At 35.9% G+C, this 14,014-nt stretch carries 16 protein-coding genes; 3 read left to right on the top strand and 13 right to left on the bottom strand.

From position 1 onward, the window contains the following. Positions 1-16: 16 nt before the first annotated feature. The 8 genes from AC01GB_RS09350 to AC01GB_RS09315 all read right to left on the bottom strand — a co-directional run bounded on the left by AC01GB_RS09350 (position 17) and on the right by AC01GB_RS09315 (position 5,627). The gene (locus AC01GB_RS09350; RefSeq protein WP_474451600.1) at positions 17-490 is read right to left on the bottom strand and encodes a SycD/LcrH family type III secretion system chaperone; all 474 of its coding nucleotides are present in this window, start codon (positions 488-490) and stop codon (positions 17-19) included. A 176-nt stretch (positions 491-666) separates the two neighbouring features. Further along, complete coding sequence (locus AC01GB_RS09345; protein WP_474451599.1) at positions 667-1,293, bottom strand: hypothetical protein; 627 nt, start codon at positions 1,291-1,293, stop codon at positions 667-669. Positions 1,294-1,350: 57 nt separating this feature from the next. Continuing rightward, positions 1,351-1,917: a type III secretion system translocon protein SseB gene (gene sseB, locus AC01GB_RS09340; protein ID WP_474451598.1), complete on the bottom strand. Its 567-nt coding sequence runs from the start codon at positions 1,915-1,917 to the stop codon at positions 1,351-1,353. 16 nt (positions 1,918-1,933) lie between these two features. After that, positions 1,934-2,290, bottom strand: coding sequence for a hypothetical protein (locus AC01GB_RS09335; RefSeq protein ID WP_052044788.1), 357 nt, complete (start codon positions 2,288-2,290; stop codon positions 1,934-1,936). Positions 2,291-2,362: 72 nt separating this feature from the next. Beyond that, a complete protein-coding gene (locus tag AC01GB_RS09330; protein ID WP_474451597.1) occupies positions 2,363-2,560 on the bottom strand; it encodes a hypothetical protein in 198 nt (65 codons plus the stop codon). A gap of 9 nt (positions 2,561-2,569) precedes the next feature. Then, the gene (gene sctD, locus AC01GB_RS09325; protein ID WP_474451596.1) at positions 2,570-3,775 is read right to left on the bottom strand and encodes a type III secretion system inner membrane ring subunit SctD; all 1,206 of its coding nucleotides are present in this window, start codon (positions 3,773-3,775) and stop codon (positions 2,570-2,572) included. Between the two features lie 2 nt (positions 3,776-3,777). Further along, entirely contained in the window at positions 3,778-5,244 is a 1,467-nt protein-coding gene (locus tag AC01GB_RS09320; RefSeq protein ID WP_474452369.1) for an EscC/YscC/HrcC family type III secretion system outer membrane ring protein, read from the bottom strand. Beyond that, positions 5,241-5,627: a hypothetical protein gene (locus tag AC01GB_RS09315; RefSeq protein ID WP_474451595.1), complete on the bottom strand. Its 387-nt coding sequence runs from the start codon at positions 5,625-5,627 to the stop codon at positions 5,241-5,243. The genes AC01GB_RS09320 and AC01GB_RS09315 overlap by 4 nt, the downstream gene beginning before the upstream one ends. A 204-nt stretch (positions 5,628-5,831) precedes the next feature. On the opposite strand from AC01GB_RS09315, the gene AC01GB_RS09310 reads away from it, so the two are divergent. Continuing rightward, positions 5,832-8,630: a two component system sensor kinase gene (locus AC01GB_RS09310; protein ID WP_474451594.1), complete on the top strand. Its 2,799-nt coding sequence runs from the start codon at positions 5,832-5,834 to the stop codon at positions 8,628-8,630. A 13-nt stretch (positions 8,631-8,643) separates the two neighbouring features. Here the strand turns inward: AC01GB_RS09310 and AC01GB_RS09305 are convergent, their stop codons facing one another. The 5 genes from AC01GB_RS09305 to sctR all read right to left on the bottom strand — a co-directional run bounded on the left by AC01GB_RS09305 (position 8,644) and on the right by sctR (position 12,214). Further along, on the bottom strand, positions 8,644-9,288 hold the full coding sequence (locus tag AC01GB_RS09305; RefSeq protein WP_032114479.1) for a two component system response regulator: 645 nt from the start codon (positions 9,286-9,288) through the stop codon (positions 8,644-8,646). A gap of 171 nt (positions 9,289-9,459) precedes the next feature. Further along, positions 9,460-10,509: an EscU/YscU/HrcU family type III secretion system export apparatus switch protein gene (locus AC01GB_RS09300; RefSeq protein WP_474451593.1), complete on the bottom strand. Its 1,050-nt coding sequence runs from the start codon at positions 10,507-10,509 to the stop codon at positions 9,460-9,462. Positions 10,510-10,514: 5 nt separating this feature from the next. Further along, positions 10,515-11,297 carry a type III secretion system export apparatus subunit SctT gene (gene sctT / locus AC01GB_RS09295; protein WP_474451592.1) on the bottom strand — a complete coding sequence of 261 codons (783 nt, stop codon included), beginning with the start codon at positions 11,295-11,297 and terminating at the stop codon, positions 10,515-10,517. 9 nt (positions 11,298-11,306) lie between these two features. Further along, on the bottom strand, positions 11,307-11,567 hold the full coding sequence (locus AC01GB_RS09290; protein WP_474451591.1) for an EscS/YscS/HrcS family type III secretion system export apparatus protein: 261 nt from the start codon (positions 11,565-11,567) through the stop codon (positions 11,307-11,309). Continuing rightward, positions 11,564-12,214, bottom strand: a complete 651-nt coding sequence (gene sctR / locus AC01GB_RS09285) for a type III secretion system export apparatus subunit SctR (protein WP_032114475.1) — start codon at positions 12,212-12,214, stop codon at positions 11,564-11,566. Before sctR ends, AC01GB_RS09290 begins: the two co-directional genes overlap by 4 nt. Before the next feature lie 693 nt (positions 12,215-12,907). Between sctR and AC01GB_RS09280 the strand changes: the two genes are divergently transcribed. Together AC01GB_RS09280 and AC01GB_RS09275 are read left to right on the top strand one after the other, a co-directional pair. After that, positions 12,908-13,135 carry a hypothetical protein gene (locus AC01GB_RS09280; RefSeq protein ID WP_474451590.1) on the top strand — a complete coding sequence of 76 codons (228 nt, stop codon included), beginning with the start codon at positions 12,908-12,910 and terminating at the stop codon, positions 13,133-13,135. A 176-nt stretch (positions 13,136-13,311) separates the two neighbouring features. Beyond that, a complete protein-coding gene (locus tag AC01GB_RS09275) occupies positions 13,312-13,872 on the top strand; it encodes a hypothetical protein (protein ID WP_474451589.1) in 561 nt (186 codons plus the stop codon). Positions 13,873-14,014: the final 142 nt, after the last annotated feature.

The following is a 14,014-nucleotide window of genomic DNA, read 5'->3' as shown; positions in this document are numbered from 1 at the left end:
TGAAGCAACACTCATATTATTCACGGCACATTTCTCCCATTAAATAAGCTAACTGTTGGTTGGCATTTTTTCTGACTTCTGGCCATTGCTCAGCCGGCAAATAACGGCATACCCTTAGCGCAGCACGAAAAGACTTCTCTGCATATTGACGATTGCCAAGTGCCAGGTAACTGATGCCAGCAAAGTAAGGACTACGGGGATCTTGCAAACGATTCATACCCGCACGACCAAAACAAAAAATAGCCTCTTCATGTTCATGCAATTGTTGGCAACAAGTTGCTAAAGCATAAACGTATTCAAAATTGCCTTGATTGAGTCGCATTAGTAAGAAAAAAATTCGCTTGGCACCCTGATAATCGCCATAAGTCATCAGTTGCATCGCGTAGCGGTAAAGTAAATCAAGATCCTTTTGATCAACATTTGCCAAACAACTCAACGCTCCACCTTGCTGAACAAATTCAAGTAAAGTGGCAAAATCTTTATTATCCATTGCTGCCTCCCTAACAAATGTTTTGGGCAATCGATTTATTCATTTCTTCCAACATAGTTTGCATACTATTGGTTAAACTGACTGTCACATTGTAGCCTTGCATCACTTTTTACAATTGCAGTTGAGATTGAGAAACAAAATCGGAAGCACGGTTTCATACTGTTTCCAGCGCTGCTTTAACCGAGCCTAGCTTCCCTTGATCTAAACCACCGGCCGCCCGCCAATACATCAGCAATATGCTGCATATGTTCACGACTGATCTTTTGATAGGAACGAGAACCTACTTCAGGCAATCCCCAGATATAATCACTACAACGTTGTCCATCAACTTTAATACCATGTTCATCCATATAGCGAACAACACCCTGCCAACTGGCTGGCTGCATGCCATCTGCACCTGATTCAGCGATTTTTTCACGTAATTTAACCAATAGAGCCGCGGTAGGATCGTTTTGTTGCAGGAAATCATCAATCGACATGCCATCGACAGTGACACCATGATTTCTCATATAGTCGATAACGTCAGGCGGCAATTTTTCCAGTGCTTTATCGCCCTCTTTGGCAATTTTGGCGATGATTTCATCGACTCGATTAGCCATATCTTGCGCATCACGTGCCATTTGTGACTTAATTTGCATCTGGTTATATTTCAATTGCACCATGTCAGAAAGTAAATTCATAAATAAATAGAGAACCGCGATCCCGCCGGATATAACATAATCTCCACTGTTGGGATTACTGTTATTCGCTTCTCCCTTATTAACAGACAAAGCCTCTCTAATGCCCCTGGTTAAATGAATCATAGCGACCTCCCACTTTTTAATTTGTTAACGTTATTTGTTAACTGTTAGCACTATCTATTAACGGATATTTTGGGCAATCGATTTATTCATTTCTGCCAACATCGTTTGCATACTATTAATTAAACTGACCGTCACATTATAACTTTGCATCACTTTTTGCAGTTGCAGCTGAGATTGAGAAACAAAATCAGAAGCACGGTTTGATACCGTTTCCAACGCCGCCTTAACCGCCTGTAGTTGGCCTTGATCTAATTTGTCACCATGTTTACTTATATAATCATCGATTGACATACCATCAACGGTAATACCGTTTTTACGCATATAGTCGATAACAGCTTGAGGAAGCTCACCGGTCGCTTTATCACCTTTTTTAGATACCTCAGCAATGCTTTCATTAACCTGATTAGCCATATCCTGAGCGCTACGTGATACATCTGATTTATGCTGCATTTGCGCATATTTTTGATTGGCAACATCAGATAACAAACTCATAAATATATGCAGAACCGCAATACCACCGGATAAGACTGAATCACCATATATTACGGAGGTATCTTTAATGCCATTTAAAGATCCAGAATTTACAGAATAATTACCTGATGTGTTTAAGACTTGAGTAGACATAATTTAGCCCTCATAACTAAATATAAGATTTAAAAGTTTTCTTTTTTGTATTTACTGCGGTGTTTGAGTCTAACGATGTATTATTTCCTTCATCAGGCTCATGATTAATTGATTTAAAAGTTTTCTCTATAACTTTAAAATTTTTTTCAAGGGAATTAATCTTAGCAAGAATATCCTTTTGGCATTTATCAATACCTTCTGGAAATGCTTGTGCTAATTTCTTTAATTTATTTTGTGCGGTTGTATTATGGCTAGATTCTTCAGTTAATTGTTTAATTTCTTGTTGCAAAGATTCAAACTCTTTCATTTGCTCAAATAACAATGAACGGCGAAAATCTAAATCCGATATTAATGCTTGAATGTCATTAAACATAATTATTTCCTCTGGTTAAAAAATTTTTATAATAAAAATAAATTTATAAAAAATAGAAAAATAAATATTTATTTAATTTTGCTTTTTATATCGTTGCGCTAAAATATTAATAACCTGTTTTCCTGCTTCTACCGCCTCCAATAATGCCAACGAAGATTTCGCATCATTTTGGGTTAGACTTTTTTGGCAGTCATTTAATTCCTGTAAATAAATTACCTGATATTCTGATTGTTGCTTTAAATTCTCTTCCAATTTTGTGATACATGTCATATGACCCCCCTAAAAAGAAAATGGGATATGCACAGAATTACCATCACGATTTAAATCTAATCCAGTAAAATCGATGTAACTAACAACGTAACCATTATCTAACTGGCTATTATATTTAAGTCGTATACCGTTACTTAACTCAACAAAAGGTGCTTTGCTATTACCTCCATAACTGACAACCTGGCCAGGTAGATAATCACTTAAATTTTCGCGAACAGGTATATTTTCAATTCTTACATCCATATGCTGCCCCGTTGCAGCGGAAAGTGAAGCAGCTAGCTGATATATTTTTTGTTCTTTATTTGGGTCGTTCAAACCAGTGATGATGATGCTGTCTTGGCGAAATTCAACCATCAATCCACTTAATAACCCTTTACTCCGTAATGTATCGATTAATTGCTGACTAAAACCACCAATCGTATTGTTTACCTGCCAATGACGTAAGCCATTTAATTGTCCCAGCTGTTGGGTAACATTATCCCATTGCTTGCCCGATTGAATGGCGCCTGAAATAAGAATATCGCCTGCTTCTTTACCAGTTGTCACTTTTGCATGCAAATAACCATTAGCGACCAGAACTGACTGCACATTTGCTACAAGTTGATCAATACATACGGTTTTGTCACGAAAACAAATACCATGAAATTTCAATTCGCTTTCTAGTCTTGACAAAGCGATAAAATTTTTACAATAACCACTCAACGTTAACCCACCATTACTATCCCATTCTGACTGTATATCTACCAATTCAGGTGCCAACAGCTGCTGTTTTAACCAAATCTGAGGATCAAACAGGGTGGCTGATGATGGTGGTAATAATAGTACAAATAAACTAACCAGCAAGATAAAGAGTGAAAATCCGGCCCACAGTAATAAACTCCATTTAGTGTTACCGGCCAGTTTGGCTTCAGGTAACGGGCGCCATTGTAATGATTCATCTGCCCGTCCAACCATAAAACCAATACCTGCTAGCACAATGGCTTGGTTTAGCGGAAATGTCATGGGGCCAGTATGCATCCAACCTTCAACTAATACCATCATCGGCTGATTCAGCGTAATACCTTGTGGCTGTACCGTCAGTGACAAAGAGGAATGATCAGATAATGGTGCAATAATGTCACCATCGATGCCCATGGTCAGATCGCCTTCAGGCAGAAACAATTCTCGCCCTTGCATCGGACCATTTAACCATAGCAATTTATAATCGCTTGCCATGATTAACCTCCTTGATTGATAGGCTCTGCTTTAATTAAAAACAGACGTATCACACTCTGTTTGCTACGATCTTCACTCCTGAATAAACCGCCAATCAATGGCAAATCCCCTAATAATGGAATTTTATTTTGCACCGTTTGGTCTTTATCTTGAACAAAGCCACCGAGTAATAAACTTTCACCGGTATTCAGTGTTGCTTGCGTTGCTATCTCTGAATTCTGTACTTGCGGTAATGGTTCACTATCATTAATCGCCTTCGCTTGCTGACCATCTTCAATATTGAGCGATAACATCACTTTTTTGCGACCATTGCTGTAAATCAGTCTGGGAGTGACACGAAGTAATGAACCAGCAGTTACCGATTCCAGTTTTGCGGCCTTATCACCCTGTAATTTAGTATAAAAAGTGATATTTTTATCTAACACGGCTTGAACATTATTAAGCGTTACAACCGATGGGCGAGAAAGTATTTTCGCCTTAGAAGTTTTCTCTAATGCATTCAGGCGCACCATAAAATTGCCGGTATTGCCAATGACCGTTGAAAAATTATCACTGCCTGATGTACCTTGGTTAAAAGAAATCGATCCACCACCAATTGTGGCATTTGCCGACCAGTCAATACCTAACTGATTAAAATCTGAGGCATCTACATCAATAATCGATACAGAGACTTCAATCATGGTTGGTACGATATCAAGCTGTTTAATTAACGTGCTATAAAGCCCCATATCGTGCTTATTACTGCTAACTACTACCGCATTCTGCCTTGGATCGGCGGCAAATGACGTTATATCTTGTTGTGCATTTACGCCACTGGCATTAGTTTGATTCATCTGTTTTAGAACACTAACGATACCTGGCACGGTCACATTTTGTTTACGATATTGATAAATGGTATCCGTTGCAGAAGCATATTTAAGCGGAAAAATGCGAATTAAGCGCTGCGTTTGAATGTTTTGTTTTGCTTCTTGATCAACCTGATTAATAAATCGGGTTACTTTATTAATACAATCTGGGACACCATAAACCTGTAGCGCATTTAATCCATTAATCGATTTAACTTCACAACTATTTTTATCTAAAAAACCGGCTTTTCCCATATAGTTCAGCGCACGTTCATTTGATAAAGCACTAAGAGAAACGATTTGATTGTTCATTTCCTGTGCTTTATAAGCATGTAATACATCACCATCGTAATACCAAACTAAGCCATGCTGGTGCGCTAAAAATGCCAGAATTTCCTGCGGTGTTTTGTTTTCAATTCGGCCACTGAAGGTATCTTGTATCTGTGCACTAATATCCATAGGAATACCATAAGAATTACCAATATCTCTTATTACCGATGCAAGCGGTGTCCCACGACTCACATAAACGAAGGGGTCACTGTCCTGCCAATGGATGGAAGAAATTGATGCCGCCTGTGCAACCGTTGTGATTAATAAAAATAAGCAACAGAGTTTATTTTTCATCTTTTTATACTTCGATAGCGCAGTGGTGGTGATGCCACAGGTTGACACAAACCTTCTTCCAAAAATTTAGCGAATGCCAGATGACTACAAATAGATTGAATAAGTAGATTATCATCAATATCTTTATCATAGGCTTGCCAGAGCACCCAATAAGAGTGTCGATAATCTAGCCCAATATTCCTTCCTTCTGGACAGCAAACAAGCACTAAACTTGCTTGTTGATACCAAATTTTGCTATCGGGCGGTATTAGCTGAACACCAACTGTGGCACCAAAAGAAGATGATAAACAATTTGCATTTCTGCCCGCACAAATTGCGTTCCAATCGTTTTCTGTTTTTTCAACAACTTCAAACAATCCAGTTGCTGTAAATCTTTTTATCATCGTCTTGTCACCTTTTTTATCTGTTAACAAGTATGAGTAATACAATATCTTTGGCGTATCAGGTAAATACCTTAATCTCATAGTTACCTAAACAGATTAAAAATAAATAGAGAAATTAGAGTAGATTCTTAACCACAATTTGCGTTATTGTTAATAAATTGTATGTGTGTCTATGTGCATACGTTCTAGGATAAGAGAGTAATTATGAATACACATTGGCGTTCATCCTTAGTGACTAAACTCACCTTTGCCTTTATTTCGGTACTCATTAGTTTATGGATACTTATTGAAATAAATTTTTATAACAATATTTATAGTGGTGCCATACAACATATTCTTATGACCTATCAGCAAACGAGTGAAATTCGAGCTCATTTGAATCGCAAACTATTTCAACAGTCAATTACTGACATTCAGCAATTGGAACGCCGTATTAGTGAATCCCAGTTTGAATGCCTACATTTTCCAGACAAACATGAACTAGTTGCCCGCCAAATTAATATTGACAGTCATCCGATGAAAACAAATATGGCTAATCTATGGGCGCTACAAACTTTTGGCACCTCAGGTCAACAAATATATATTGATACGTTTATTATTGAACCCGGTAAGAGTATCGCTATTTATGCGCTATCCACTATAGAACGTAATAATTTAACCAAACGAATAGCTGAAATTACCGCATTAGCCAAGCAACCAACAACAGATGGTTTTCGTTGGAGTGAGCCATTTTATGATACCGTTAGCAAACATGCTTATGTACTGATGAGTTACACACCGCCATCGCAAAAACCTAATCATCAACAAGTCGGCTTTGTGATTGATATCAATGGTATGTTAGATGTTTCTAATATTTATCATGCCAGCGATATCAACTTTTTCCTTACTCCCAAAGGCGTTTTATCATTCAACGATGAGTTAAATATTTCTAAGAATGAGATGGCCGATATTAAAATGTTGATACCAACTTATACTCATCTGTTGGGATCGCTTTATGGGATCGATATTGGCAATTATTATGCCATATCAGAACAAATCGATGGCCCAAATTGGCAGCAAATCACATTAATACCGAAGGATCGTATTAAGCAAATTGCATATACTCCTTTTCTCCATGAATTGAAATGGTCATTGTTATCATTTGCTATTATGACCATTGTAGTGTTGTGGATTTTGTTGCAGTACCTGGCAAAACCAATTCGCAATTTTGTTAATATTATTAAACAAGATGTTCAGCCGACCTTTAGTCGCCGTTTACCTGAGTCACGTAAAGATGAACTTGGTGATATTGCTCGAGCTTATAATACGTTACTTGATACTATCAAACATAATTATGATGAATTAGAAAATAAAGTTGCAATTCGAACCATTGAACTGACTGAAGCCAAACAATTGGCCGAGCGAGCTACAGCGCGCAAAAGTGAGCATCTTACCACTATCAGCCATGAACTACGTACACCACTTAACGGCATCACAGGATCGTTAGAATTACTGCAAACTACGCCGCTTTCCGAAAAACAAGCTAATTTACGTAATACCGCCTATACTTGTGCTAAATCATTGCTCAGTATTATTAACAATATCTTAGATTTTTCTCGTATTGAAGCCGATCAGGTTGAATTAAATCTTCGCCGCTACCCAATCCTAAAAATTGTCGACGATGCTATGGTCACCATTCAGCCCCATTTAATAGATAAACCAGTTAAATTACACTGCATAATCAATAATGATGTGCCAGAATCTTCGAATTTAGATTCATTAAGAGTGCAGCAAGTTTTAGTTAATCTTCTGGGAAATGCAGCAAAATTTACTGAACAAGGGGATATCATACTGACGATTAAAGTAGAAGAAAATCAGCTCTGTTTTTATATAAAAGATACCGGCCCGGGGATAAAAGAAGAGGATCAGGCCTGTATATTTCAACCTTTTGTGCAGTCATCACATTCTAAAGTTGGCACAGGGCTTGGTCTTTCCATTTCTGAAAAAATCGCCGTTATTATGGGCGGCAATATTATCCTGAAGAGTGATTATGGCTATGGCTCTACATTCATATTTCGTATGCCTTTACTCGAACCAAGTTCACCCATGTGTTTACAACCAGAACCTATCGCGGCACCACATAAACTACATGCACAAATTGCTTTGTGGAGGGGTAGAGCTAAGGAAGGAAAAAATTCATTACTTGAAAATGAAGAGTTAACCTACTTGCCATGGCGATTATGGAAACAGCTATATGAAATCCAGCACGGTATTTCTCTGCCCTCTTCATCAATTCTATTCAAAACAATAATACCCTGGAAGCTGAAAATTCTTTTAGTCGATGATGTTGCCACTAACCGTGACATTATTAGCCAAATGTTAATTGAACTTGGCCAAATGGTTTATACTGCGGACAGTGGTAGAGCAGCGCTTAATCTAGGTAAAAAGCATATTTTTGATTTGGTATTAATGGATATACGGATACCCGATATTGATGGTTACCAGACGACTCGATTATGGCGTAAAAGTAAGGTCATTCTGGATACTGAATGCCCAATTGTTGCGCTTACCGCCAACGCTAATCCAAGCGAACATGAAAAAACCATATCATTAATGAACGGCTATTTGACTAAACCCGTGTTACTCGAGCAATTAGCTCAATGCATTGAGATGGCCGTCGAAATTCAGATCGATCGCGATATGCAACCTGAAGTTAACTGCGATAATGCTGAACCGATTATGAAATTTTCTGAAGACGAGTTTAATCAACGGCTAACTCAGCACTTTTCTGATATGATCAAACGTACTCAACATTGGTTACAAACGCATAATTGGGAAGATCTACGAAACATTTTACATAACATAAAAGGTAGCGCAGCCCTTACCGGTTTTGAAAACATAGCAAAAACTGCAGCAGAATTAGAAAAACGTCTCGAATCACAAGGACATTTTTCTAGCGATGAACTTGAGGTGTTATTAATCGCACTAGAATATAATCAATCACTAATTCATCACGGTCCGTAACAGGGCCAAGCTGTTAGAATCCCATTCTGTGCGCCCATTTCATCAAATCTGCTACATTATGCGCATCGAGTTTCCTCATAATATTCATTCGATGAGTTTCGACTGTTTTCAAGCCGATTACTAATGCTTCAGCAATATCACGATTACGCCTGCCCTCAAAAATAAGTTTAAGCACCTGTTTTTCCCTATGGGTTAATACCGGAATATCCCCATTTTCAACCCCTTTTAACGCAACAATTTTTGCTGCATCCAAATTAGGATCGATGAAAAACTTACCTCTACCGACACTTTTAATTGCCGCTATCAGTGTACTTTTAGAGCCATGTTTTAATACATAACCATTAGCGCCAGCATCAAGGGCATCACGTGCTTTGCGTTCTTCTTCGGAAGCAGTCAATACAATTACCATTAATTTTGGCCAACGTTTTCTTAATTGGCGAATAGCTTCAACGCCACTCATGCCAGGTAAACTAAGGTCCATTATCACTAAGTCTGGCTGTAATTTTAAACATGCATCATACACACCAAGACCATCAGTAACAAATCCAACTAGTTCCAGATCGGAGTAGGGGGCAAGACAGCTTTTTAAGCCATCAAAGATCAAGTCATGATCATCCACCACAACGATCTTGATTCGTTTCAAATCCCCAGTAATCATTTAACTTCCCCATCTTGGTTTTTGTCACACTTGATACTCTAAATTCATAACCTCAAGCGATGGAGGAAACTACTTTAACAAGTAAAAACAATGCAACTTATTATTCATTATAGTGCTTATCATTTCTACAACTAAAAGAGTGATAAGTTTCAATTTTTTATAAACAATTAATCAATCATCGCTATCGTAACGAAGATCCATGACTAAACGCAATAGCTCTGCAACCGGTTCAAACAAGCTCTCAGGGATTATTTGCCCCCTTTCTACTTGTTGAAATAGCGCACGAGCCAGTGGTATATTCTCAACCATTGGAATACCTGCTTTTTCAGCGAGTTTCACAATATGCAAAGCCATATTATCTTGAAATTTTTCAACAACTTGAGGTAATGGAGTAATGCCAGATTGGTAATAAAGACAAACGACAATATGGGTTGGATTACGAACAATCACTGTCGATCTTCTTACATTCGCAACCACTGAATTACTCGTTATTTCTCGTTGTATTTCACGACGCTTTTGCTTAATTTGAGGATTACCTTCCGTGTCTTTAAACTCTCGCTGTGTATCCTCCTTCGACATTTTTAACTCTTTCATAACATGATAATATTGAAATCCGTAATCTGCTATGGCAAATACAATATAACAAACTAAGAATCCTCCCCATAACCATTGAATTAACGTAAACGTTACCATTACACCACAGTCAATACCACAAGTTGGCAAGTATTGAAATAGGTTTACATAATAATCTAATAAATAATAAAAAACTAATGTCAGCACAATAACCTTTAAAATATTCTTTCCAAACTCAAATAGATTTTTCATCGAAAAAATCTGTTTAGCATTTTTGATTATATTCATCTTATTAAAACTAAATGCCAAACTTTTATGCGCCCAAATTGGCCCAGTTTGAACTATACAGCTTAAGCAGATTGTGATAATTAATACCACCACCAGGCCAAACATAAAACGCAACAACAACATTATAAAGGAACCAATAATTGTTTTAGCAGCAACATCAATCGGTAAAGAAAGTGAGCGTACAGTTAAAATAACCAATTCGCCAATCGCATTAAATAAAGCATGTCCTTCAACAATTAAATAGCCGAGAATGACTACCATTTTTAATACTGTCACTATTTCATTACTTTTAATGACTTGTCCTTTTTTACGTGCCTCATTCATCCGCTTTTGTGTAGGCTTTTCCGTTTTTTCAGCCATTAATATCATCCTCGCCAAAGTTGGAATAAAGTTGAAATTTGTTTTTCAAATAGTTGGATCTTCATAAAATAGTGATCAAAAGCAAAATACATACTCACCAAAAGAAGAAACACAACTAATACACTTTTAATTGGCATAGATAGAAAAAACACATTAAGCTGCTCTACCGAACGATTAATCAATCCTAATGCAACATCAACTAAAATCATTACCACTATGGCTGGCATTGCAAAACTCATACAGACTTCTAACATCATATGCCACTGTTGCTGAATGAATAGCAACATTGAAGCATTAAATGATAACGGTGCATTTGGCGGTAATACATTATAGGAATGGTAAAGCGCGGTAAGTAACACATTGAAACCACCGGAAACCAAAAACAAAACACTCAATATTTGGGTAAATAACATGCCAAAAATTGAAGATTGTAATCCCATTAAAGGATTTAAGATGGTTGACATCGAGGCACCGCGCAACGTGTCAATAATAAATCCTGCCATATCAATAGCCCAAAAAGGAATAGCCGCACAAAAACCAAGCACTAATCCAATAAGCAATTCTTCACTGTATAGAAACACTATCTCTGTCACAGTCTGATGGGTGAAATCGATCGGCATGGTCTTGATTATCAGAGCAATGGGCAAAGCAAACACTAATACCAGGCTGTTACGAATCAAGCTACTACCCATTGCTCCCCCTTTAAACAGCGGCAATAATAGTAACATTCCTAGAGGTCGCATCATGCTCAATGCCAACCAAGGCACCATTTGCATTAGACTATTCATCTAATCCTCTTATTTACCTATTTGATCAAAAGATAAAATAGCGTAGTTAAGTAGCGCACTCCCCATCCAGTGATAACTTACCGCCAAGGTAATACACACAGCCACTAATTTAATCAGAAATTGCAATGTCTGGTCTTGGATTTGTGTGAGCGCTTGTAATATACTCACTAATAGCCCAGTGACTGATGCTACTATTACAATCGGTAATGAAAGCAACAACACAATCCATAACAACTCCAAAGTAAAATGAATTATGGTGGACTCATTCATGAAAAAGACACCATCAATTGACCAATAAGTTTGTCCCAGCCACCCATCAAAATAAAAATTAATAATTTAAAAGGAAGCGCTATTGTCATTGGCGAAACCATCATCATTCCCATTGCTAATAAAACATTAGAAACAATAAGATCGATCGCAACAAACGGGAGATAAATCAAAAAACCAATTTTAAAGGCTGCAATAAGTTGACTCATGGTAAATGCAGGAACCATGACTAATAAAGAGTCAGGAGATAATGAAGTTTGATATTGTTTAGGCCAAATTTTATAGCCTATTTGAGTAAAAAATTTAATTTGCTCTTCGCTGGTATTTTTTTTCAAAAAATCTTTATATGGCGCAATAACTGACGAATTTATTTGTTCCAAAGAATCAACAGAGTTCCAATCAATCGGCTGGGCTTTAATATTATCATGAATTGCAAAACCAACGGGAGCCATCGTAAATAAAGTCAATATTAATGCCAAACCATAAATAGCCATATTAGGCGGAATTTGCTGTATGCCTAACGCATTGCGTAACATTGATAAAACAATCGAAATTTTTAAAAACGAAGTTCCCATTACCGCAAACAAAGGCATTATGGATAAACAAAAAAGCACTACAATTAATTGCATCGGATTATTAAATAACGACATAATAACTCCACTAACTCTATATAAATAGAGTATCCATGGTACGATGAAACGAAAATATCCTGTAAATACCTGAGAACAGTTAAAGAAAAAATAACTGTTTTATAAAAATTTTGAAAACTATTTCCCTCAATGAATGATAATTATTTACCATAGTTTATTTAAAATGATATATATTTTTCATTAATTTGTTAAATAACATACTGGTTATGAACAATAAAGTCCAAATATATTTTATTGAATAACAAAAAAACATATTTTAAGTTTATTTTTAACATAAATATAAAATTTATTTTCTGTAAGAAAATGAAATTGCAACTTATTTTAAAATAAAGTCCCTTATAAGCTTAGTAGTCAATTTTTATTATTTTCGCATTTTTAAACATAACCATTTAATTTTTTTGATCAGAACGCTATTTTATATTGTTAATTTGTTATATAACAATAAAGTTATTTTACTGAAAACGCCTTTATCATTATAAAAATGATATTAAGTACATTGATATTTGATGCAAACGCATACTTAATCTATTTTGGCAAAATTTTTCTCTGTTTTTATCTTTGATAATGAAATTTTATAAAATCTCAGTAGTTTACTGGATATAACTGTATAAATTCAGCTGCTAACTTCACTTTACTATACCATGGAATAAAGTTGTTTATTAAGAAAAATAAATTATAACTAGGGAAATTATAATGTCATTTATTCTTTCAACACCAAATAATCCCTTAGGAATCAATGATTCCAGACTTAATACAGTTAAAGAAACTAAAGAAAAGTCATTAAAATACAAAGGGAAAATTAATGTTTATAAAAAAAGCAATAAATCTATCAATAATATTAATCTAATCACGATTGATACAGATAATGCATTTAAGGGATTTTTAAAATTAGAACCATCTGTTTTAAAAAAAATAAATTAAAATTATCTGGACAAACTGAAACATTTATTATCAATAACATACTGACTGATTAAATAAATATTTCAGACAACAATTCAATCGAAGAAATAGCAAAACTGGATGCTGAAATTACGCTACAGTATGCTAACTTTCAAAGTTTAACCAACTTAGCTTCGTTATCAGAAGAGCTGGCTAATATGTATCATCAGATATATTTACAAAAGGCCAGAGAGATAAAAGAAGTAGAAGACATTAAATTAGAAGCAATAATAGAAAAGCAAAATATTAATGAACTAAAAAACTATTTACAAAAACTACATAGTTATAATAGAAAATTACAAGGAATAATTATTCATAATTTGGAACTATTGCCAATCCCATTAGGGAAAACATTACCATTATTAACTAATAAAAATGCAACTGCCATTATTAAAGATGCTATTATAGAAGCAAGTCGCCCACCTAAGAATATATTTACTCGATTAACTAAATTCATTTTTCCCAAGTGGTATGAGCAACAGCAAAAAGAGATATTGAGCTATGAAATGAAAATTGGGAAATTGCATAATTTAGTTTTACTTCTGCAAAAAATAAAAGGCTCCGAAGATGTTGCGGGCGCTGCTTGGTTACACGCAATAGTGCGCCAACTATTTCTGCAAGCAACCCCAAAGCCTTATCCATATGATCCGTTAAAATTGCTTTCACCTGAACATCGCTTGTGGTGCCAAAAATTGAAAATATGGGGAATTACCTCTTAATTATGGTTGTTGCTCGTGAACATCTAAATAAATAGAGCTACAAACTTTCTCTGTTAATGCAAAATTTATTGAAGATTTTTAAAATTGGCGGATATCCCAACTCAACCCAGAATGAGATATCTCATCGAAAATAATAAATCAG

The organism is Candidatus Arsenophonus phytopathogenicus, from assembly GCF_056113345.1.
Note: the sequence above shows the minus strand (reverse complement) of the source record. Positions and strands in the feature narration are given on the sequence as shown.

Coding starts and splice junctions, on each gene's coding strand:
- AC01GB_RS09350 (WP_474451600.1), bottom strand. CDS start 490: ATGGATAATAAAGATTTTGCCACTTTACTTGAATTTGTTCAGCAAGGT.
- AC01GB_RS09345 (WP_474451599.1), bottom strand. CDS start 1,293: ATGATTCATTTAACCAGGGGCATTAGAGAGGCTTTGTCTGTTAATAAG.
- sseB (WP_474451598.1), bottom strand. CDS start 1,917: ATGTCTACTCAAGTCTTAAACACATCAGGTAATTATTCTGTAAATTCT.
- AC01GB_RS09335 (WP_052044788.1), bottom strand. CDS start 2,290: ATGTTTAATGACATTCAAGCATTAATATCGGATTTAGATTTTCGCCGT.
- AC01GB_RS09330 (WP_474451597.1), bottom strand. CDS start 2,560: ATGACATGTATCACAAAATTGGAAGAGAATTTAAAGCAACAATCAGAA.
- sctD (WP_474451596.1), bottom strand. CDS start 3,775: ATGGCAAGCGATTATAAATTGCTATGGTTAAATGGTCCGATGCAAGGG.
- AC01GB_RS09320 (WP_474452369.1), bottom strand. CDS start 5,244: ATGAAAAATAAACTCTGTTGCTTATTTTTATTAATCACAACGGTTGCA.
- AC01GB_RS09315 (WP_474451595.1), bottom strand. CDS start 5,627: ATGATAAAAAGATTTACAGCAACTGGATTGTTTGAAGTTGTTGAAAAA.
- AC01GB_RS09310 (WP_474451594.1), top strand. CDS start 5,832: ATGAATACACATTGGCGTTCATCCTTAGTGACTAAACTCACCTTTGCC.
- AC01GB_RS09305 (WP_032114479.1), bottom strand. CDS start 9,288: ATGATTACTGGGGATTTGAAACGAATCAAGATCGTTGTGGTGGATGAT.
- AC01GB_RS09300 (WP_474451593.1), bottom strand. CDS start 10,509: ATGGCTGAAAAAACGGAAAAGCCTACACAAAAGCGGATGAATGAGGCA.
- sctT (WP_474451592.1), bottom strand. CDS start 11,297: ATGAATAGTCTAATGCAAATGGTGCCTTGGTTGGCATTGAGCATGATG.
- AC01GB_RS09290 (WP_474451591.1), bottom strand. CDS start 11,567: ATGAATGAGTCCACCATAATTCATTTTACTTTGGAGTTGTTATGGATT.
- sctR (WP_032114475.1), bottom strand. CDS start 12,214: ATGTCGTTATTTAATAATCCGATGCAATTAATTGTAGTGCTTTTTTGT.
- AC01GB_RS09280 (WP_474451590.1), top strand. CDS start 12,908: ATGTCATTTATTCTTTCAACACCAAATAATCCCTTAGGAATCAATGAT.
- AC01GB_RS09275 (WP_474451589.1), top strand. CDS start 13,312: ATGTATCATCAGATATATTTACAAAAGGCCAGAGAGATAAAAGAAGTA.